The 18,132-nt window shown below is 57.7% G+C and carries 17 protein-coding genes, 1 tRNA gene and 2 pseudogenes; 6 read left to right on the top strand and 14 right to left on the bottom strand.

Features of this window, described 5'->3' with window-relative positions; genetic code table 11:
• Positions 1-105: 105 nt before the first annotated feature.
• Complete coding sequence (locus tag ACRESD_RS25665; RefSeq protein WP_431753462.1) at positions 106-825, bottom strand: IclR family transcriptional regulator; 720 nt, start codon at positions 823-825, stop codon at positions 106-108.
• 140 nt (positions 826-965) lie between these two features.
• Between ACRESD_RS25665 and ACRESD_RS25660 the strand changes: the two genes are divergently transcribed.
• The gene (locus ACRESD_RS25660) at positions 966-1,718 is read left to right on the top strand and encodes an SDR family NAD(P)-dependent oxidoreductase (protein ID WP_431753464.1); all 753 of its coding nucleotides are present in this window, start codon (positions 966-968) and stop codon (positions 1,716-1,718) included.
• Positions 1,719-1,993: 275 nt separating this feature from the next.
• The gene (locus ACRESD_RS25655) at positions 1,994-2,323 is read left to right on the top strand and encodes a DHCW motif cupin fold protein (RefSeq protein WP_431753461.1); all 330 of its coding nucleotides are present in this window, start codon (positions 1,994-1,996) and stop codon (positions 2,321-2,323) included.
• A gap of 142 nt (positions 2,324-2,465) precedes the next feature.
• On the opposite strand, the gene ACRESD_RS25650 is transcribed toward ACRESD_RS25655, so the two are convergent.
• Positions 2,466-3,383 carry a LysR family transcriptional regulator gene (locus ACRESD_RS25650; RefSeq protein ID WP_431753460.1) on the bottom strand — a complete coding sequence of 306 codons (918 nt, stop codon included), beginning with the start codon at positions 3,381-3,383 and terminating at the stop codon, positions 2,466-2,468.
• 135 nt (positions 3,384-3,518) lie between these two features.
• Between ACRESD_RS25650 and ACRESD_RS25645 the strand changes: the two genes are divergently transcribed.
• Positions 3,519-4,739 carry an FAD-dependent monooxygenase gene (locus tag ACRESD_RS25645; protein ID WP_431753459.1) on the top strand — a complete coding sequence of 407 codons (1,221 nt, stop codon included), beginning with the start codon at positions 3,519-3,521 and terminating at the stop codon, positions 4,737-4,739.
• Positions 4,740-4,937: 198 nt separating this feature from the next.
• Here ACRESD_RS25645 and ACRESD_RS25640 read toward each other — a convergent pair whose 3' ends face one another.
• Positions 4,938-5,534 carry a DJ-1/PfpI family protein gene (locus ACRESD_RS25640; RefSeq protein ID WP_431753458.1) on the bottom strand — a complete coding sequence of 199 codons (597 nt, stop codon included), beginning with the start codon at positions 5,532-5,534 and terminating at the stop codon, positions 4,938-4,940.
• 396 nt (positions 5,535-5,930) lie between these two features.
• On the opposite strand from ACRESD_RS25640, the gene ACRESD_RS25635 reads away from it, so the two are divergent.
• Together ACRESD_RS25635 and ACRESD_RS25630 are read left to right on the top strand one after the other, a co-directional pair.
• Positions 5,931-7,253 carry a tetratricopeptide repeat protein gene (locus ACRESD_RS25635; RefSeq protein ID WP_431753457.1) on the top strand — a complete coding sequence of 441 codons (1,323 nt, stop codon included), beginning with the start codon at positions 5,931-5,933 and terminating at the stop codon, positions 7,251-7,253.
• Positions 7,254-7,318: 65 nt separating this feature from the next.
• Positions 7,319-7,444 (top strand): annotated as a pseudogene (locus ACRESD_RS25630) (LysE family translocator); the annotation flags it as partial.
• Between the two features lie 84 nt (positions 7,445-7,528).
• Here ACRESD_RS25630 and ACRESD_RS25625 read toward each other — a convergent pair.
• The 5 genes from ACRESD_RS25625 to ACRESD_RS25605 form a co-directional block, all read right to left on the bottom strand.
• Positions 7,529-8,626 (bottom strand): zinc-dependent alcohol dehydrogenase family protein, encoded by a 1,098-nt coding sequence (locus tag ACRESD_RS25625; protein ID WP_431753456.1) that lies wholly within the window; start codon positions 8,624-8,626, stop codon positions 7,529-7,531.
• 17 nt (positions 8,627-8,643) lie between these two features.
• Positions 8,644-9,669: a Vgb family protein gene (locus ACRESD_RS25620; protein WP_431753455.1), complete on the bottom strand. Its 1,026-nt coding sequence runs from the start codon at positions 9,667-9,669 to the stop codon at positions 8,644-8,646.
• An 83-nt stretch (positions 9,670-9,752) separates the two neighbouring features.
• Positions 9,753-10,724, bottom strand: a complete 972-nt coding sequence (locus ACRESD_RS25615; RefSeq protein ID WP_431753454.1) for an aldo/keto reductase — start codon at positions 10,722-10,724, stop codon at positions 9,753-9,755.
• Positions 10,725-10,737: 13 nt separating this feature from the next.
• Positions 10,738-11,829 carry an SMP-30/gluconolactonase/LRE family protein gene (locus ACRESD_RS25610; protein ID WP_431753453.1) on the bottom strand — a complete coding sequence of 364 codons (1,092 nt, stop codon included), beginning with the start codon at positions 11,827-11,829 and terminating at the stop codon, positions 10,738-10,740.
• A 10-nt stretch (positions 11,830-11,839) separates the two neighbouring features.
• Positions 11,840-12,661: an SDR family NAD(P)-dependent oxidoreductase gene (locus ACRESD_RS25605; RefSeq protein ID WP_431753452.1), complete on the bottom strand. Its 822-nt coding sequence runs from the start codon at positions 12,659-12,661 to the stop codon at positions 11,840-11,842.
• A 103-nt stretch (positions 12,662-12,764) separates the two neighbouring features.
• Here ACRESD_RS25605 and ACRESD_RS25600 point away from each other — a divergent pair, with 103 nt between their 5' ends.
• Positions 12,765-13,667, top strand: coding sequence for a LysR family transcriptional regulator (locus tag ACRESD_RS25600; protein ID WP_431753463.1), 903 nt, complete (start codon positions 12,765-12,767; stop codon positions 13,665-13,667).
• Positions 13,668-13,697: 30 nt separating this feature from the next.
• On the opposite strand, the pseudogene ACRESD_RS25595 reads toward ACRESD_RS25600, so the two are convergent.
• The 6 genes and pseudogenes from ACRESD_RS25595 to pheS all read right to left on the bottom strand — a co-directional run.
• Positions 13,698-13,832, bottom strand: a pseudogene (locus tag ACRESD_RS25595) (DUF3363 domain-containing protein); the annotation flags it as partial.
• Between the two features lie 74 nt (positions 13,833-13,906).
• A tRNA-Pro gene (locus ACRESD_RS25590) sits at positions 13,907-13,983 on the bottom strand.
• An 89-nt stretch (positions 13,984-14,072) separates the two neighbouring features.
• Positions 14,073-14,429, bottom strand: coding sequence for a MerR family transcriptional regulator (locus ACRESD_RS25585; RefSeq protein ID WP_003219935.1), 357 nt, complete (start codon positions 14,427-14,429; stop codon positions 14,073-14,075).
• Positions 14,410-14,712 carry an integration host factor subunit alpha gene (gene ihfA / locus ACRESD_RS25580; protein ID WP_002553164.1) on the bottom strand — a complete coding sequence of 101 codons (303 nt, stop codon included), beginning with the start codon at positions 14,710-14,712 and terminating at the stop codon, positions 14,410-14,412. Before ihfA ends, ACRESD_RS25585 begins: the two co-directional genes overlap by 20 nt.
• Positions 14,713-14,715: 3 nt before the next feature.
• A complete protein-coding gene (pheT, locus tag ACRESD_RS25575; RefSeq protein WP_431753451.1) occupies positions 14,716-17,094 on the bottom strand; it encodes a phenylalanine--tRNA ligase subunit beta in 2,379 nt (792 codons plus the stop codon).
• A gap of 26 nt (positions 17,095-17,120) precedes the next feature.
• Positions 17,121-18,132: phenylalanine--tRNA ligase subunit alpha (gene pheS / locus ACRESD_RS25570; protein ID WP_431753450.1), on the bottom strand; the 1,012-nt coding region annotated here is incomplete at its 5' end.

Genomic DNA, 18,132 nt, shown 5'->3' with positions numbered 1-18,132 from the left:
TCTTGTAACTCCGCTGAAAGAGTCCGTGGTCGAAAATCGCCCAGACCTAGTATTAGCCAATCGGAGTTTCCATGATGCATGCGGGGTTCTGCTCATAGATTATTTTCAATATTTCACTAGCTCATATAACTGTCTAAGCGATTGTCTTGCCATTGCATCTAACGTAGTAGGGCGCAGTTGCTCAGCCACTCCACTCATGCTTAGCGAAGCAACTACCTGGCCGCTGATGCGCAGAGGGATTGCCATACAGTTCAGCCCTGGTTTTGAACCTTGATTGTCGAGAGCGAAACCAGATTGCCTAACCTGGATTAGCTCTTGTTCAAACGAATGATTCAGCGGGGCATTGCGCCGTAGTCGTCGAGTCAGGTTCTCGTTGTGCGCGAGGAAGATCTTGCCTACCGCAGATGTGCGAAGCGCATCACGCTGGCTATCTTCAGTGTTTTGGAAACATTGTCCGTTGGCATCTCGTGCCGCTAGCGTCAGATAGGAATGTGTCCCGCTGGGCACCGCTAGGAAGCAATCGGCTCTGCATAACCCATTGAATGCCCCAAGTGCCGGAGTGAACAGACTTACTATCCGCTCCGCAAAATCGTTTCGGGTCGACGCAAGCGCCCAAACGCGACTCCCTAAACTGTAGCGCGTCCCACCATGGCTGACATACCCAAGTTCCACCAAGGTGTGAAGCAGCCCGTGTGCAGTGCTCTTGGTCAGACCGCTAAGGGCACAGATTTCAGCCAAGCTTGCGCCTCCGGGAAAAGCTTTCAGGTGTTCAAGCAGACTCATCGCTTTTTCAACCGACTGGATCTGACGGCTACGTACCGGCATGGAGGACGGCTCCTTTGCTTAAGAAAAAGTATGCTTTTTCGGTATTGCCGAAAATTGTGAAGAGCATTCACTCCATTGCTTTCGTGAGAGCGTGCGAACGCTATGCTGGCTGTCAACGCATGGTCTACAGGGTGAACGTAATGGAACTCCAGCTCAAGGGTAAATCTGTGTTAGTGAGCGGTGGCTCCCGTGGTATCGGGCGGGCTATCGTCGAATGTTTTTTGGCGGAAGGCGCTCGGGTAAGTTTCTGTGCTCGGCAGGAGCCTGGGGTGCGCCAAGCTGAAACGGCAATGGGTAAAGGCGCGTGGGGCAGTGTCGTCGATGTGGCTGATCCTGATCAGGTGAAGCGTTGGGTGCAGGCCAGCGCTAAAGAGATGGACGGCATAGACATCGTGATTCCCAACGTCAGTGCACTTGCCGGAGGTGGCGACTTCGGCGCTTGGCGTAAGGCATTCGAGATCGATATCCTGGGCTCGGTCAGCCTGGTTAATGCCGCCTTGCCGTATCTAAAGCAATCTCGTGCTGCTTCAATTGTGTTGATCTCCAGTGTATCTGGCAGGGAAATAGACTGCTTTGCCGAACCTTACGGTGTACTGAAGGCGGCGTTGACGCATTACGGTAAAACGCTGTCAGCACGTCATGCGAGCGAAAAAATCCGGGTGAACACCGTCGCCCCAGGGAACGTATATTTCCAGGATGGAGTATGGGGCTTCATCGAGCGCGAGGATCCCGTCGCGTTTGGCCGCTCGATGGATGCCAACCCCATGGGCAGAATGGCCACCCCTGCGGAAGTCGCCATGGCAACAGTTTTCCTAGCAAGCCCTGCTGCGAGCTTCATTACTGGCACAACCTTGCTCGTGGATGGAGGACTGACCAAAGGCGTACAGTTCTGATCATTTTGTACTGCTAATTTCAGGAAATTTATACAGCCCCGAGGGGCTAAACCGACAATTATCATCGAAGGTAGGGGAGCTCCTGGTCGATTGTTGTCTGTCGAGAAGGGCTGCAACCGGCTAAAAGCGGTCAGCCAGAATTGCTTGCACGGACGCCAATCATAGGAGCGCGCCCCCCCATTTCTGTGAGTATTAAAGAATTAAACCCGATCTGTAACTATTCGCGTTTTTGCTACCTCGCTACGATTCATTCTCCTCCCTGGACCGAGACAACCATGCAACTCACCGACATTCCATTTGGCACCACCGATTGGTCGAAAATAGAACCCACCTTTCATTCCGGCGAAACTGGTACGGCGCTCTGGCGCACCTGTCAATTCGGTACTGCAAGAGTCCGAATGGTTGAATACAGCCCTGGCTATCTTGCCGATCATTGGTGCTACAAAGGGCATATTCTGCTCTGCCTCGACGGGCGATTGGAAACCGAACTCGATGATGGTCGCACGTTCACTTTGACTGCCGGAATGAGCTATCAGGTGGCCGACAACGCAGAGGCTCACCGGTCGTCAACCGCCATTGGCGCCAGATTGTTCATCGTGGATTGAGGCTTGAACAGGGAGGACGGCTTCTGACCGACCACTTCCAGTTACGATGGGCGCGAGTCGGCCAATTGCAGTCATACAGGAAAGGCAGAAAACGACCCGGGGTAGGACCTCGGCCATTCGGACGCTGCCCTCATTTCGACTTTCATCTTGAGCCGCTCCCAACTCGTTCCAACCGCAGCTGTATAAATTCCAGCAACGCCCGAACCCGCGCGGTCGCAGAATGGCGGTGGCTGTACGCGCCAAGCAATTGCAGCGGCGCAGGGCGAAGGTCCAGCGACACTTCCCGCAATCGGCCTGCGGCAAGATCTTCCTGGCATGGATAGGCTGCCACTATCGCGAAACCGATGCCTTGCCGCGCGCCCGCCAACGCAAGTTCTCCGCTGTTGACACGATAGCGACTACGCACAGATACCTTCACGATTTCGCCTGTGCCGTCGAGAAACAGCCAGGGCTGGCCCTTCAATGCGCTCAGTGTAGTAATGCACGGCAAGGACTCTAGTTCGCGCACTTGGCGCGGAGTTCCCGTTTTGGCTAACAGAGCGGGAGCCGCGACCACAATGCTGGGTAGCGTAGCGAGTTCGCGGGTGATGATGGCGCTGTCATCCTGGCGCCCACGATGGAAGACGATGGAGAGGTCCACGTCTTCCCGGAGCGCTTCTAAACCGGTCAGGCGTATGTCGCACTCCAATTCGACGCCGGGATGGAGGCTACAGAATTCGGCCAGGATAGGGGCCAGTAGCCTTGGCGCTTCGCCTGGCATGCACATCCTTAAGGGCCCCCGCAGTTCATGTTGCACCGCGCCAAGTTCTTCCTCAGTGGAGAGCAAGGAGTCGAGCAAAGGTTTTGCACGTTCGTAGAGAAGTCTGCCGGCTTCAGTCATGCGCAGATGGCGAGTACTTCGCTCCAGCAAGCGAACGCCCAATCTGCGCTCCAGCGAGGCGACGTAGCGGCTGACGTTAGAGGATGGCAGGGACAGCAGGCGCGCCGCGCCGGCAAAGCTTTGTGCATCGACGACCGCCACATATACACGGACGGTGTTCAGGTCGAGGGCATTGCGCATGATTATCCCGAATAAGGTATTAAAGTCGCCCATTTTTACATAATAGTTCTCCCCATTGACGGAATCTAAGATGCTGTCTCGTCCGATGGGTTGTCGCCGATGGCGCGTCGGGGCGGATTGAATAGGAGATCCAGCGTGGAAATCGGAATACTTGGCGGCGGAATTGCGGGGTTGAGCGTGGCGCTTGCCTTGCGCAAGCGGGGACACAGTCCCCGGGTATATGAGCGCCGGGAGGGGCCAGCGACCATGGGGGCTGGCGTGACGCTTTGGCCCAACGCTGGCTTTGTGTTGGAGGAACTGGACCTCCTCCAAGACATCGCGGCAGCGGGTGGCCGGCCAGTGGTAGTGCGCCGCCAAGACGCTGCGGGCAATTCGTTGGGGGGCATAGATATCGCGCTGCTGGACGAGACAATGGGATATCCGACTCATACCATTTTGCGGAGGGACTTGCAGGCAGTGCTGCTGAAACATGCGGCACAGAGCGGAATCCCGGTGGAGTTCGGGCATCGGGCGGTGGGGATCGATCTGGAGGCTAATAGCAAAGCAGTGGCGCGCTTCCAGAACGGGGTGAGTATCCGTCCAGATCTGCTTATCGGCGCCGATGGTCGTATGGGGTCGGTGGCACGCGAGTTCGTTGCGGGGGATAACACACCGGTTTATCAGGGATTTGTGAACTGGATAGGTGTGGCGCAGGGGGAAAGTGCGTTGGTGAGCGATATAGCGATTCAGGACTATTGGGGTTCGGGCAATCGCTTCGGTTGCGTGCCGGTCCGGCCGGAGTTGGTCTACTGGGCAGCGGCGCAGGCGCGGCCATTGTCGGGACTGACGCCCGCAGCCGATATGCGCAAGGAGATCGAGGATCTGTTCGCGGGATGGCCGGAGCCTATCGCCCGTATCATCCAGGCGACGCCGACGCACGCCATCCGAATGATTGCCGTGCACGACTTGGACCCGCTGCACGCGTGGAGCCGGGCTAATGTGTTGCTTGTGGGAGATGCGGCGCACGCGCCGTTGCCGACATCGGGCCAGGGCGCTTGTCAGGCGTTGGAAGACGCTTGGCACCTTGCTAGATGCCTGGAAGGAACGAACGGCCTTGATGAAGCCTTGCAGCGCTTCGCGGAGATCCGCGGGCCGAAGACCGCCAAGCTAGCCGAGCAGGGTCGAGTCTTCGCTCGAGGTCTGTTTGCCACTGATCCTGAAACCTGCCGCATTCGCAATGAACGCGCCAAGGCGTCCGATCCCTTGCGTGACGTGCAGGCCTTGGCGGCAGGATGGTCACAGGGTTTGCCGATGATGGGCTGCACGGACAGCACGCCGATGGATGGCGCTGACTTCAGCAGTCTGTACCGCCTCTGAAAGACTGCGGCAATCTGGACACCGCATGGCGTCTCCGGCCCCGACATGCCTCACTGTAAACCGAGGCCCATGACTTTGCCCGCCGCGCTGGAGCGCCAAGTCTGGCAGTTCACACTGATGCTCTTTATATGTCGGCTTCTGGCCGACTCCTGCCGGTCGTTGACAGGCAGAAATCGGCCATTAGCAGCCATTCTCGTTTTAAAGAAACCGCACAATGTTCGTCATCGCCCGCTCTACATACATGTCCTTTTCCCCCACCGGGGCAACGTAATAAAGCGCACTGCGTGCAGCCTCTACGCCCGCTAGACGGGAAATGAACCAGGCTGCCAGATACTGCGACGACAGGCAGCCGCCGGCGGTTGCGACACTGCCCTTGGCCACGAATGGCTGATTGAGTACCGCTACACCGGCCTCTTCAACCCATGGCTTGGTGATCAGATCCGTGCAGGCCGGAACCTCGTCAAGCAGGCCGAGCTTTGCAAGTATGAGTGTGCCCGAGCATTGGGCGCCCAGAAGTTGGCGAGTCGGGTCGAGCTTCAGTCGAGACATAAGTTCAACGTCCGCGACGACATCTCGCGTCAATCGCCCACTACCCACCAGCACTCCATCCGCGCCGCAAGCGTCCTCTAAAGACACCTGCGCCTCGATCCTCAAGCCGTTCATCGATAGCACCTTGTTCGCAGGGCTGGCGATAGACACTCGCCAACCAGGCTGTTGAACCCGGTTGAGAACGCCGAACGCAATGAGCGAATCGAGTTCATTGAAACCTTCGAAAGTAAGAATGGCAATGTGCATGTTGAACCTCGCGCCAGGGAAGTCGTGAGGCCAATCGTATAATCGACAAACCAATACATTCAAAAAATTGTAATGGATACATTCAGCTAACTGTGGCGGCTTCGCCGCCATTCGAATCGACTCTTGAGCGTCAGCTATGGACAACTCTCGGCCAGAAACAGTCATGTCAGAAGCGGTAAAAAACGCCAGCCTTTTGGGTTTAAATCTGGCCAGCCTTGGGCGCGCGGCTTTAGTTGCACACGAGCCCTGAGTCATTTTCATGTTGACTTGAAATACGCGAGGTTGCGCTCATAGCACGGTGATTGATTTCATGGTCGTGTCATCCTTTCGAGCGCCTGTCGAAGTCAACTCACATGGCTATGCTCGTTTCAATTCAGAAAAACGAGCCTGTAGCCAATGGCGAATACAGATCACCGCAACCTTCCTTTGTCTACCTGTTCCCTCTCTGCTGTCGAGCATTACAACACTGGGGTCGATTTGCTGCTCTCGCTGTGGCCGGGTGCAATAGAAGAGTTAGATCTAGCCATCCAACAAGATCCAGATTTTGCGCTTGCCTATGCTGCCCGTGCTCGGCTACACGCGATCCACGCTCGACCCACGCAATCCAGGTTAGAAATATCTCACGCAGAAGCGCTGGTGCAGCGCAATGGGACGCAGCGTGAACGAAGCCATGTCGCCGTGCTCTCATTGGCTATCAATGGACGTGGCGCAGAAGCTCTGAATGCTAGCCTGAGCCATCTTGAGTCTTGGCCTCAGGATGTGTTGATTTTTGGTCTACCGCTGGGGGCATTCGGGCTGTTCGCGTTTTCCGGCATGGCGAATCACGATCAGGCACGGGTCGACCTTTGTGAGCGGCATGCAAAGCACTTTGCTGGCGATGACTGGTGGTTCCTCACGTACCGAGGCTGGTCTCACACAGAAAATGGCAATGTGACGCTTGGCCGAAAACTGACCGAACGGGCTCTCCAAATACGGCGTTCAAATGCAAACGCAGCACACGCAATGGCTCATGCGCTCCATGAGTGCGGAGCCAATACCGAAGCACAACAGATGATCGCCGACTGGTTACCGGACTATGATCGCAGTGGAGTTTTACACGGACATATCGCCTGGCACGGTGCTTTGATCGCATTGGAACAGGGCGATGTTGTGAGAGCTCTGGACTATTACACCTGTAGCGTGGCGCCTTCTTCTTCAGCGGGAACACCCACCAACATAGTCAGTGATAGCGCCTCTTTTCTGTGGCGGCTGGAGGCTTATGGGTATGAAGTTCCATCGCCGCTATGGTCCGATGCAGCAGCCTATGCTTCCGGCCACTTCCAGCAGCCTGGCTTTGCGTTCGCCGATTTCCATATGTCTATCATCGATGCCCACACGGGTAATCAGCCAATGATTGAGCGCCGTCAGCAAACCCTTTTGCAGGCAATCCAGAATACTCCATCTCCCGCTGGCTCAGTCAATTTGGAACTGAGCTCGGCCATTCGGGCCTTTGCGAACGGTAGCTTTGCGGCGTGCGCCCGCCTCTTGGAGCCGATAGCTTTGGATGTCGCACGTATTGGTGGCAGCGGCGCCCAGCGAGAGTTGGTAGACGATATGTTGGTAGTGTCGTTGATGAAGGCTCAAGAAATCGCCAAGGCTCGGTCAGCCCTCAGTAGAAGACTACATCGACGTCCATCTGTGCGAGACAATCGCTGGCTAAATGCGCTTTCAGGAAAATAGAATACATAGGGCCACTGCAATGCCTGCGGTAACGCTGGTTAATGATCACTACAAGGCCATCTTCTATGTCTATTGCTGACAACCTCCTCGCATTCACGTTCGCTGCCACGTTATTAACCCTGACTCCTGGCCTCGACACCGCCCTGGTGTTGAGAACTGCGACAGTAGAAGGCAAGCGACAGGCAAGGCGACATTCGGCGCATGAGGAGTAAGTACACGCAAGATGCCGACGTCCAGCTTGCCAGCGAGTAACCCCTCCATCTGCTCTGCCGATGTCAACTCCCGAAGTTCAACGTGAACGGATGGGAATCGATCACATTGATCACCACCTTGCCAAAGTGCTTGCCGGCCTCCAGGTACTCGTAGGCGTCTTGGGCTTGCTCGAAGGGAAATGTGCGGCCCACCACCGGTCGGGTCTGATTCACGGTGACAAAGCGGCACACGTCCTCCAACATTGTGCGGCTGCCGACGAAGATGCCGACCAGGCGCTTGGCACCGCCGACCAGAGTGAGTGGATCGACCGGTGTCCCCGCGAAGCCAGTGACGCCACCGACGATGGCTACGGTGCCGCCCATCGCGGTCGCGGCGATCGACTTGGTCAACGTGCCCTCGCCACCCACCTCCACCACCAGGTTCACTCCCTGACCATTGGTGAGCTTGAGTACCTGCTCTTGCCACTCGGGCGTTGTGCGGTAGTTGATGACCTCGTCGGCGCCCAAGACACGGGCGCGCTGCAATTTTTCGTCACTGGAGGATGTAATGATCACGCGTAGTCCAGCGGCCTTTGCCAGCTGCAACGCCCAAATCGACACACCACCGGTGCCGAGCAACAGTACGCTGTCGCCAGGCTTGAGGCTGCCCTCGACGAAGAGGGCGTTCCAGGCAGTGATGGCCGCACACGGTATGCTGGCGGCTTCCGCGTAATCGAGGTGCGCCGGAATCGTGACCAAGGCTGTCTCCGACACACTAATTTCCTCGGCCAACACGCCGTCGGAACCCGCGCCAAAGGTCTGCGTCGTTTTCTCGGCTGACGGAGCGCCATCGAGCCAGGCAGGAAAGAACGTGTTGATCACGCGATCGCCCGTGCGAAAGCGAGTGACCGCCGAACCCACGGCCACCACGTCGCCGGCACCGTCGCTGACCGGCACGACTGGCTTGCCCGATACCGGCACGTAATTGCCATGAGCCACCATCAGATCGCGGTAGTTCAGCGACACTGCCCGTATGCGGACCCGAACCTCGTGCGGGCCGAGCTCGCGCACGGTGGTTTCGATGCGGCGCAGGCTGGAAATACCCTGCCCGGAAATCAGTTGATAGGCATGCACAGTCGAAAGCTCCGTTTTGGGTATCCTGCATTGCGGCAAATCGATCATTCGAAGCTGCAAATGGATCAGGGATTGTTACGATCACGAAAGCGCGTAAATCCTATCGGGATTTCAAGTATGCGAAATCGATCAGGAGTATCTGCTTCATGTCCTGGCAGAAGACGATGCCGAATTCGTGATTCAGTGATGAAGGCGCAGCCGTTTGCCGTAATGGTCAGATTGACCGGCGATTCCAGTCCTTCGCGCAGGACTTCAATATTGCGTAGCCCGGGCTGAAGCGGATCAGCTATCCGCAGTATCTTGCCTGCGCCGCTCTGGATCGCGTTCTCCAAAACGATGAGGGCCCCATCGGGTGCCAGCCCCATACCATCGGGGTTTTCAATCAGTCGGGGCAGCGATAATTCGCGCAATTGCAGAGTCTTGCGACTGCCCTCATTGAGGGCATATATTTTTCCCGTCCCGAAATTGTTGACTATTAATGTGCCGTCTTGCGTGCGAACGATCCCCGCAGCACCTATGCCGGTCGGGCTTGCCAGACGCTCGTCCCGATATACCACTTCAAACCCGCCATCCTTGGATCGCAGGCGTAGTATGGTTCCCGACGTAGTATCGGTCACATACACAACACCATCTGGCGTCACAAAAATATCATTCGGCATTCCTCCTCCAGGCAAGGTCAAGGAACGGCTAATCTCGCCAGTCGCAAGGTTCAGCGCGAAGACGCGATGTGAACGGGCCTGGCCCGACGGAAGAAAGTCAGGCGAGGTTCCCCATAAAAGGCCGTGTCGTTCATCCAGTCGCAGACTGTTGGCGGCGAACACTGTATCGGCCCCACCGAAAAACAACTTCCAACTCTCACCCGGACGCTTACGTAGAATGCGACCGCTGGTGACAAAGCCAACATAGAGCGTCCCATCGGAAGTCCAGGCAATACCATTGGGATAAGGTTCGCCTGACGGCAAAACCAACTCGTTAGGCACACATGAATCACTGCGCCCAATGCGCTCCTGGGCCGATAGCGGATGTGTGACTCCAAAAGTCAGAAGCCCCGTAAGACAGGCAATGGCAATACTACTCAATTGAATTTTCATACTTTTCCTCTGCGGCTCCGATGCATGAAGAGAGCTCTGCGTGATCTTGAACACGCACGCACTAAGGTCATTGTTCGCCCCCCCTACCAACGTGGGACGCGAGCAGTCACATTGATCGGCGCTTCCAGAGAAGCCATCTCCTCATCGGATAGCGTCAACGACAACGCCTCAACGGCGTCCACCAAATGCCCAGGCTTGGAAATGCCAATGAGTGGCGCGGTGATTTCCGGTTTTGCCAACACCCATGCAAGAGCGATTTGCGCAGGTGGAACCCCACGCGCTTGTGCGACAGTGTTCAGCGCTGAAAGGGTATTCCCCACATCCTCACGCCCGTCATACCAATGCACGATCTGTTCGTCGGTGGTGGCGCGCCGTGTTCCGGCCTTTCGCGCCCCCGTCAGAATCCCTCGACCAAGCGGTGACCAGGGAGTCAGGCCAATGCCCTCCTCACGGCAGAGAGGGATCAGTTCCTCTTCATCCTCGCGGACGATGAGGCTGTACTGGCTCTGCATCGAGATGAATTCGGCCAGTCGATGTTGTCGCTGGAAGGCCAGCAGCTTCATGAAGCGCCAGGCGTGCATGGAAGACGCCCCGAGATAGCGAACCTTGCCGGCGCGCACGACCGCGTCCAGTGCTTCTGCCGTCTCCTCGATGGGCGTCTCGGGATCGAAGCGGTGGATCACGAAGAGGTCGATGTAGTCCGTCCCCAGACGTTCCAGCGACGCATCGACGCTGGCGAGAATGTGCTTGCGCGAGAGCCCCCGGTCATTGGGCTTCTCACTCATAGGGAAGAAGGCTTTGGTGGCGACCACCACCTCCTCGCGTTGGGCGAAGTCCCGGATCGCGCGCCCGACGATACGCTCGCTCTCGCCCATGGAGTAGATGTTGGCGGTATCGAAGAAGTTGATGTCGGCCTCCAGAGCTTGCCGGATGAGCGGGCGCGATTGTTCTTCGCGAAGCACCCACGGCCGCCAGGCAGGATCTCCATAAGTCATGCAACCGACGCACAACCGCGAAACCTTCAATCCGCTGCTACCGAGACGAACATAGTCCATGGTAAATCTCCTTTCAATGCGACCCGGCATTGCGGTCGTCGTTGGGAATGAGCGCGTTCGATGGAGCTCTCTCCACCGACCCCGTGTGCTTGAATTCCACCCTAACGATGCTGAATTGCAGAACTCGATCCGCAGTGGTGAGGTCGGCAAAGAGGTGTGGGAAACGAGAGTTCATCACCCAGACCTCGCCATCCTTCAACGTCGCCGTGGTCGGCCCATCCAATCCTGGTGGGGTAGCAACCGCTTCGATTCGGGCGCTGGCCCAGGCATCGGATGAGGAAAGCAGCGTCACGTCCCCCGACATGCCTTGAGCTCGACTTGGGAAGGACTGCACGGCCACCAGCTCAGTAGGGCTCTTAAGCAGCAGTCCATCCGGTCCTTTCAGGCGCTGTGGCAACCTGATTTCGGTCAACGCCTGCGGCTCATCCAGCGGAACCTTCCAAAGCAAGCCCCTGGAATAGTCCGCGACGATCAGAAAACCGTCAGGGTGGTAAACGATCCCGTTGAGATAAGGCTGTGTGCCCACCGCCTTGGCGGGGGCGGCGGGCATCAGGCGATCGGAACGCACCAGTACCGACACATCCCCGGTTGCATGGTCGATCTTGTAGATCTGCGGCTGGAAGCTGTCAGTGACGTAGACGTTGCCTTGTGTGTCGACGGTCAGATCGTTGGCAAGAATCGGCCCGCTGGTCAGCCGCGAGAAATCATAGACATGCCGCAGCACACCCGTGTTGAGATCGAACTCGACCACCTGTGCCACGCGATTGCGCGTGCTGGGCAAGGACTTGTTCGAAATGCCTACGTCTTCATTGCACACCAACACACGGTTACGCGCGGCATCGACGGCGATGCCGGATGTGGTGATCAGGGATCGGTCGGACGAGAAGCTCGTGTATCGTCCGTCCAAAGAGACCAGACCAACCTGCCCACCACGCAGCGACGAGACCAGAAACGCACCCGCACGGTCATTCCAGGCAATACCCTCGGGATACCCAACGCGGGGCTGGGAGGCGAACACGATGGGCTGTGCGTCCCGCGCCTGCGCGGTGGCCACGAAGAACATCGCGGCGCCCAGCAGGCAGACTTTCCATTCGATGCTGCGCACGGCAGCTTCCTCAGCGCAGCCCGGCGATGGTGTAGCCGCCATCCACCAGAATGTTCTGCCCGGTGATAAAGCGCGACTCGTCAGTCGAGAGCCAGACCGCCACATCTCCCACATCATCGGACTGGCCCACGCGCTTGGCCGGCGTGTGTTCGATGAAGGGCACGAAGGCCGAATCATCATCATTCAAGCTGCCACGCGCCATCGGCGTGTCGATGATGCCGGGGTTGATGTTGTTGATACGGATGCCCTGCGGACCGTACTCAAGCGCCACGGCGCGGATCAGCGCGTCAAGCGCCCCCTTGCTGGCCGAATAAGCCGAGGTACCGGCCATCGCGCCGTGGGCAAGCCAGGATGAGGTGTTGACAATGGCGCCGCCGCTGCCCTGAGCCACCAGGGCTTCGATCTCATACTTGATCGACAGCCATATGCCACGCAGGTTGATGGCAATCACCGTGTCGAAATCGGTGCTGCTCAGCTCGGTGATGGGAGCAACGTGGCCCAATACGCCCGCATTATTGAAGGCGACATCCAGCTGGCCGTAGTGTCCGACGACCGTAGCGATCAGGTGGCGCACGTCGTCTTCCTGCGCCACATCGGCAGGCACGGCCAGCGCTTCGCCTCCCGCCGTGATGATCTCATGAGCCACCGCTTCAATCTCAGCCTTGCGACGCCCAGCCAGTACAACGCGAGCCCCCTCGCGGGCATAGGCCAGGGCCGCTGCTCGGCCGATGCCCGTGCCACCACCGGTGATCAGCGCAACCTTACCGGTGAGGCGCTGGAATGCCCCGTACTGGATAGATGAAACGGATGAGGACGCAGTGCTCTGGGTCATGGCAGGGAATCCGCTGGTTGATCGGATTTACATGCTAGATTGACTTCTGAAATTAAACTATCTATGAAAAATTCAATTCATTGATGAAAAAATCAAAGCAATGATAAAAAAGCCCGATCTGTCTGGCCTGTCCGCCTTCGTCGCCATCGCCCAGGAGCGCAGCTTCCGGCGGGCTGCTGTCAAGCTAGGCGTGACGCCCTCCACGCTGAGCCACGCCATGCGTGAACTGGAGACGCAGGTAGGCATTCGCCTGCTTAATCGCACCACGCGCAATGTCTCACCCACCGAGGCGGGAGAGCACCTGTTGGGCAGGCTTACTCCGGCCTTCACCGACATCGCCGTCGCACTGGATAGCCTCAACGCATTCCGCGATAAGCCCCATGGCGTAGTACGCCTCAATGCGCCACGCCTGGCCATTGAACTGGTGCTCGCACCGCGCTTCGCCGAGTTGGCCCGCGACTACCCCGGCATCACGCTCGAAGTTGTTGCCGAGGAGGGTTTCGTCGACATCGTCGAGGGCGGTTTCGATGCAGGCATCCGGTTGGGAGAGGATCTGCACAATGGCATGCTCCAAGTACGCGTCAGCCCCGATTTGCGGCTGGCGATCGTGGCGACGCCGGCGTACGTCCGACAACACGGCCGCCCGATGACGCCCCATGAGCTGCGCCAGCACCACTGCATCGGATGGCGCAAGGTCTCGTCAGGCGAGCGATATCAGTGGGAATTCCAGCAGGGTGGGCATTCATTCACTGTCGCAGTGGAGGGGCCGCTTGTCCTGGATGACGCAAATATGATGGTCCGCGCCGCGCTCGATCACGTCGGCATTGCATTTGCTCTGGAGGATCAGGTGACCGAACACATCGCCGCAGGCCGCTTGGTTCGTGTGTTGGACGATTGGTGCGAGCCATTTCCAGGCTTCCATCTTTATTACCCAAACCGCAGGAACCACTCGGCGGCGTTGGCAGCCATCATTGATAGATTACGTTTCAATGATCGAAGCGCGTGATACTTGAACTCCAGAAAAACGGGAAGGAGGTTAGCCGAGGGCTGGCCCTCGCTGTCGACCAACCTCCCACGACACCCCACCGCCACGCACTGTCGCGGCAAGCTGCTGTCCCAGCCTATGCTCAATCACCGGCCGCCACGGCACCAGCGAGAACCCCATTCCTGTCGTTTTGTAGGGGTAAAAACGATCAAAAATAAAAAAGGGTCGCGAGCTAAAATCTCGCAACCCTTTGATTTATATGGTCGGGACGGAGTGATTCGAACACTCGACCCCTAGCACCCCATGCTAGTGCGCTACCGGACTGCGCTACGCCCCGACTAGGCGTGTTACTGGGTTCGCTTCTTAACGAAGCGAACCGGAATATACCGCAAGCTTTTGAAATGTGGAAGTATTTTAAAGCCTGGATTACTTCTTCAAAACCACCAGCACATCTTCGAGTTCGGAGATCATCTGGCGGATCATTTGCTTGTATTGGGTGGTGTCGTCTTTGGCTTCATCACCGGACATACGCTGGCGCGCACCGCTGATGGTAAACCCCTGGTCGTACAGCAACGCACGGATCTGTCGGATCATCAGCACATCCTGGCGCTGATAATACCGACGGTTCCCAGTGCGTTTGACGGGGTTGAGTTGAGGAAACTCCTGCTCCCAATAGCGCAACACGTGCGGTTTTACCGCACAGAGCTCGCTGACTTCACCGATGGTGAAGTAGCGTTTGCCTGGGATGACGGGTAGCTCGTCGTTATGACTTGGTTCCAGCATAAGCCTCAACTCGGGCCTTCAACTTCTGCCCTGGACGAAAGGTGACCACACGGCGAGCCGTGATCGGGATTTCTTCTCCCGTTTTTGGATTGCGGCCAGGCCGCTGGCGTTTGTCCCGCAGGTCAAAGTTGCCGAAACCGGACAACTTGACCTGCTCATTGTCTTCCAGAGCGTGCCTGATTTCTTCAAAAAACAGCTCGACCAATTCCTTGGCCTCGCGCTTGTTCAGACCCAACTCTTCGTACAGACGTTCCGCCATCTCAGCTTTCGTCAAAGCCCCCATACGTCACTTCCTTAACGTGGCGTTCAACCTTTGTTCGAGCGAGGTGAGGATATTTTGTGTCGTGGTATTCACCTCATCGTCATTAAGAGTGCGCGATGGATGCTGCCAGGTCAAGCCAACTGCAAGGCTTTTTCTATGCGGATCAATGCCTTTACCCTGATAGACGTCAAATAGCCTGAGGTCTGTCAGCCATTCCCCTGCATTTTCACGGATTACATCCAGAACGGCAGTGGCGGCCACGTCACGGTCGGCGATCAGCGCGAGGTCACGGCGGACTTCAGGGAAGCGCGACAGCTCGCTGAATTTAGGCATTTTGCCCGATGCAACTTCAGCCAAGACCAGCTCAAAAACGAAGACCGGACGGTCGAGACCGAGGGTTTTCGACAGTTCTGGGTGAATCGCGCCAATGAAGCCCACCAAGCGACCTTCACGCTCGATACGTGCAGTCTGGCCAGGGTGCAACGCAGGGTGTTTGCCTGGTACGAAAATGAAGTCGTCCAGTGCACCAGCAAAACCCAACACCGCTTCCACGTCAGCTTTAACGTCGAAGAAATCCACGGTATCGCGACCTTGCGCCCAACCTTCCGGCAAACGACTACCGCACACCACGCCCGCCAACATCGGCTCTTGCTTCAGGCCATCCAACTGACCGACGAAACGCAGGCCGCTTTCGAACATGCGAACGCGATCTTGCTGACGGTTCAAGTTATGGGAAAGCGCTTTCACCAGGCCAGGCCACAGGGACGAGCGCATGGCGGCCATGTCGTTGGAGATTGGGTTGGCCAGCAACAACGGCTCTACACCCGGGTTGAACAGCTCGAACTGCTTTGGATCGATGAAGCTATAGGTCACCGCTTCCTGGTAGCCACGGGCAACCAGCAGGCGACTCAGTTCAGGCAAGTGTGCACGCGCCTCAGCCTTGGGTTGCGGCGCCAGACGCGCTTGCGGGTAACGAACCGGCAGGCGGTTGTAGCCATACAGACGGGCCAGCTCTTCGATCAGGTCGACTTCCAGGCTGATATCGAAACGATGGCTTGGCACTTCAACGTGCCACTGCCCTTCCCCACTCACGGAGATAGCCAGGCCCAGGGCCGACAACAGTTGTTCGATTTCAGCAGGCTCGATCACTAGGCCAAGCATTTGCTCGACACTTTTGGCACGCAGGGTGATCGGCGCAACGGACGGCAAGAACTGTTCGTTGACGGTTTCAGTGATCGGACCGGCTTCGCCACCGGTGATTTCCAGCAGCAGGCCAGTGGCGCGCTCCATGGCTTCACGGGCGAGATTCCAGTCCACACCACGCTCGTAGCGGTGCGAAGCATCGGTGTGCAAGCCGTAGGAACGGGCCTTGCCGGCGATGGCGATCTGGTCGAAGAACGCGCTCTCAAGGAACACGTCGCGAGTGGTCGCGGATACGCCGCTGTGCTCGCCACCCATCACGCCGGCAATTGCCAGGGCGCGGGAATGGTCGGCGATGACCAAGGTGTCGGCACGCAGGCTGACTTCCTGGCCGTCGAGCAGAACCAGTTTTTCGCCCTCTTCAGCAATACGCACGCGGATGCCGCCGTTGATTTCGGCGAGATCGAAGGCGTGCAGTGGCTGACCCAACTCCAGCATCACATAGTTGGTGATGTCGACAGCAGCATCAATGCTGCGCACATCGGCGCGACGCAGACGCTCAACCATCCACAGCGGGGTTGGCTTGGACAGGTCGACGTTACGGATCACACGCCCCAGGTAACGTGGACAGGCGTTTGGCGCCAGCACTTCAATAGAACGCACTTCGTCGTGCACTGCCGTTACCGGAGCAACAACCGGACGCGCGACGGGTGCGTTGTACAGCGCACCGACTTCACGAGCCAAGCCGGCCAGGGACAGGCAGTCGCCGCGGTTCGGGGTCAGATCGACCTCAATGCTTGCATCTTCCAGCGCCAGGTAAACACGAATGTCCTGACCCACCGGCGCATCAGCCGGCAGCTCCATCAGGCCATCATTGCCTTCGCCTACTTGCAGTTCAGCCTGGGAGCACAACATGCCGTTGGACTCGACACCGCGCAGCTTGGCCTTCTTGATCTTGAAGTCACCCGGCAATTCAGCACCGATCATGGCGAACGGGATCTTCAAGCCCGGGCGCACGTTAGGCGCTCCGCACACGACCTGGAAGGTTTCCGCGCCATTACTGACCTGGCACACACGCAATTTATCGGCATCGGGATGCTGCTCGGTGCTCAGCACCTCGCCTACGACCACACCGCTGAAAACACCGGCGGCCGGCGTGACGCTATCGACCTCAAGACCGGCCATCGACAGACGAGCAACCAGCTCGTCGCGATCTACCTGCGGGCTTACCCAGCCACGCAGCCATTGTTCACTGAATTTCATCCTGCTCTCCTAAAGATTCGTTACGACTAGCGAAATTGCGCGAGGAACCGCAAGTCGTTGTCGAAGAACAGACGCAGGTCGTTCACGCCGTAACGCAGCATGGCCAGACGCTCAACGCCCATGCCGAAGGCAAAACCAGAGAACTCTTCCGGATCGATCCCGGACATGCGCAGCACGTTAGGGTGAACCATGCCGCAGCCCATCACTTCCAGCCAGCCGGTCTGCTTGCAGACCCGGCAACCTTTACCGCTACACATCACGCATTCCATGTCGACTTCAGCGGACGGCTCGGTGAACGGGAAGAACGATGGACGGAAACGCACCGCCAGCTCTTTCTCGAAGAACACCCGCAGGAATTCTTCGATGGTGCCTTTGAGGTCGGCGAAATTGATATCGCGATCAACCAGCAGGCCTTCGACCTGGTGGAACATCGGCGAGTGGGTGATATCGGAGTCGCTACGGTACACACGGCCAGGGCAGACGATACGGATCGGCGGCTTGTTCGCTTCCATGGTGCGGACCTGTACCGGCGAGGTATGGGTGCGCAACAGCATGTTCGCGTTGAAATAGAAGGTGTCGTGCATCGACCGGGCCGGGTGATGGCCTGGGATGTTGAGCGCCTCGAAGTTGTGATAGTCGTCTTCGACCTCAGGGCCTTCGGCAATGCCGTAGCCGATATGGGTGAAGAACTGCTCGATACGTTCCAGAGTCCGGGTGATCGGATGCAGACCGCCCGAGGCCTGGCCACGGCCAGGCAAGGTTACGTCAATGGACTCGGCGGCGAGTTTGGCCGCAAGATCGGCCTCCTCCATAGTCGCCTTGCGCGCATTGAGCACCTCTGTAACACGCTCCTTGGCGACGTTGATCAGCGCACCGACTTGTGGGCGCTCTTCAGCCGGCAAATTTCCCAGGGTCTTCATCACCTGAGTCAATTCACCCTTTTTGCCAAGGTAGTGAACCCGGATTTGCTCCAGGGCATTGATATCTTCAGCGCTTTGCACAGCCTCAAGAGCTTGAGCGACGAGCGCGTCCAGGTTT

The organism is Pseudomonas sp. (assembly GCF_050739995.1).
Taxonomy (GTDB): Bacteria; Pseudomonadota; Gammaproteobacteria; order Pseudomonadales; family Pseudomonadaceae; genus Aquipseudomonas.
This window is presented reverse-complemented; position numbering and strand designations above follow the sequence as displayed.

Bases quoted from the DNA above. Each gene is read 5' to 3' on its own strand.
- ACRESD_RS25660 (WP_431753464.1), top strand. From the start codon at position 966: ATGGAACTCCAGCTCAAGGGTAAATCTGTGTTAGTGAGCGGTGGCTCC.
- ACRESD_RS25640 (WP_431753458.1), bottom strand. From the start codon at position 5,534: ATGCACATTGCCATTCTTACTTTCGAAGGTTTCAATGAACTCGATTCG.
- ACRESD_RS25605 (WP_431753452.1), bottom strand. From the start codon at position 12,661: ATGACCCAGAGCACTGCGTCCTCATCCGTTTCATCTATCCAGTACGGG.
- ACRESD_RS25620 (WP_431753455.1), bottom strand. From the start codon at position 9,669: ATGAAAATTCAATTGAGTAGTATTGCCATTGCCTGTCTTACGGGGCTT.
- ACRESD_RS25650 (WP_431753460.1), bottom strand. From the start codon at position 3,383: ATGCGCAATGCCCTCGACCTGAACACCGTCCGTGTATATGTGGCGGTC.
- ACRESD_RS25585 (WP_003219935.1), bottom strand. From the start codon at position 14,429: ATGCTGGAACCAAGTCATAACGACGAGCTACCCGTCATCCCAGGCAAA.
- ACRESD_RS25615 (WP_431753454.1), bottom strand. From the start codon at position 10,724: ATGGACTATGTTCGTCTCGGTAGCAGCGGATTGAAGGTTTCGCGGTTG.
- ACRESD_RS25655 (WP_431753461.1), top strand. From the start codon at position 1,994: ATGCAACTCACCGACATTCCATTTGGCACCACCGATTGGTCGAAAATA.
- ACRESD_RS25665 (WP_431753462.1), bottom strand. From the start codon at position 825: ATGCCGGTACGTAGCCGTCAGATCCAGTCGGTTGAAAAAGCGATGAGT.
- pheT (WP_431753451.1), bottom strand. From the start codon at position 17,094: ATGAAATTCAGTGAACAATGGCTGCGTGGCTGGGTAAGCCCGCAGGTA.
- ACRESD_RS25635 (WP_431753457.1), top strand. From the start codon at position 5,931: ATGGCGAATACAGATCACCGCAACCTTCCTTTGTCTACCTGTTCCCTC.
- ACRESD_RS25625 (WP_431753456.1), bottom strand. From the start codon at position 8,626: ATGATCGATTTGCCGCAATGCAGGATACCCAAAACGGAGCTTTCGACT.
- ihfA (WP_002553164.1), bottom strand. From the start codon at position 14,712: ATGGGGGCTTTGACGAAAGCTGAGATGGCGGAACGTCTGTACGAAGAG.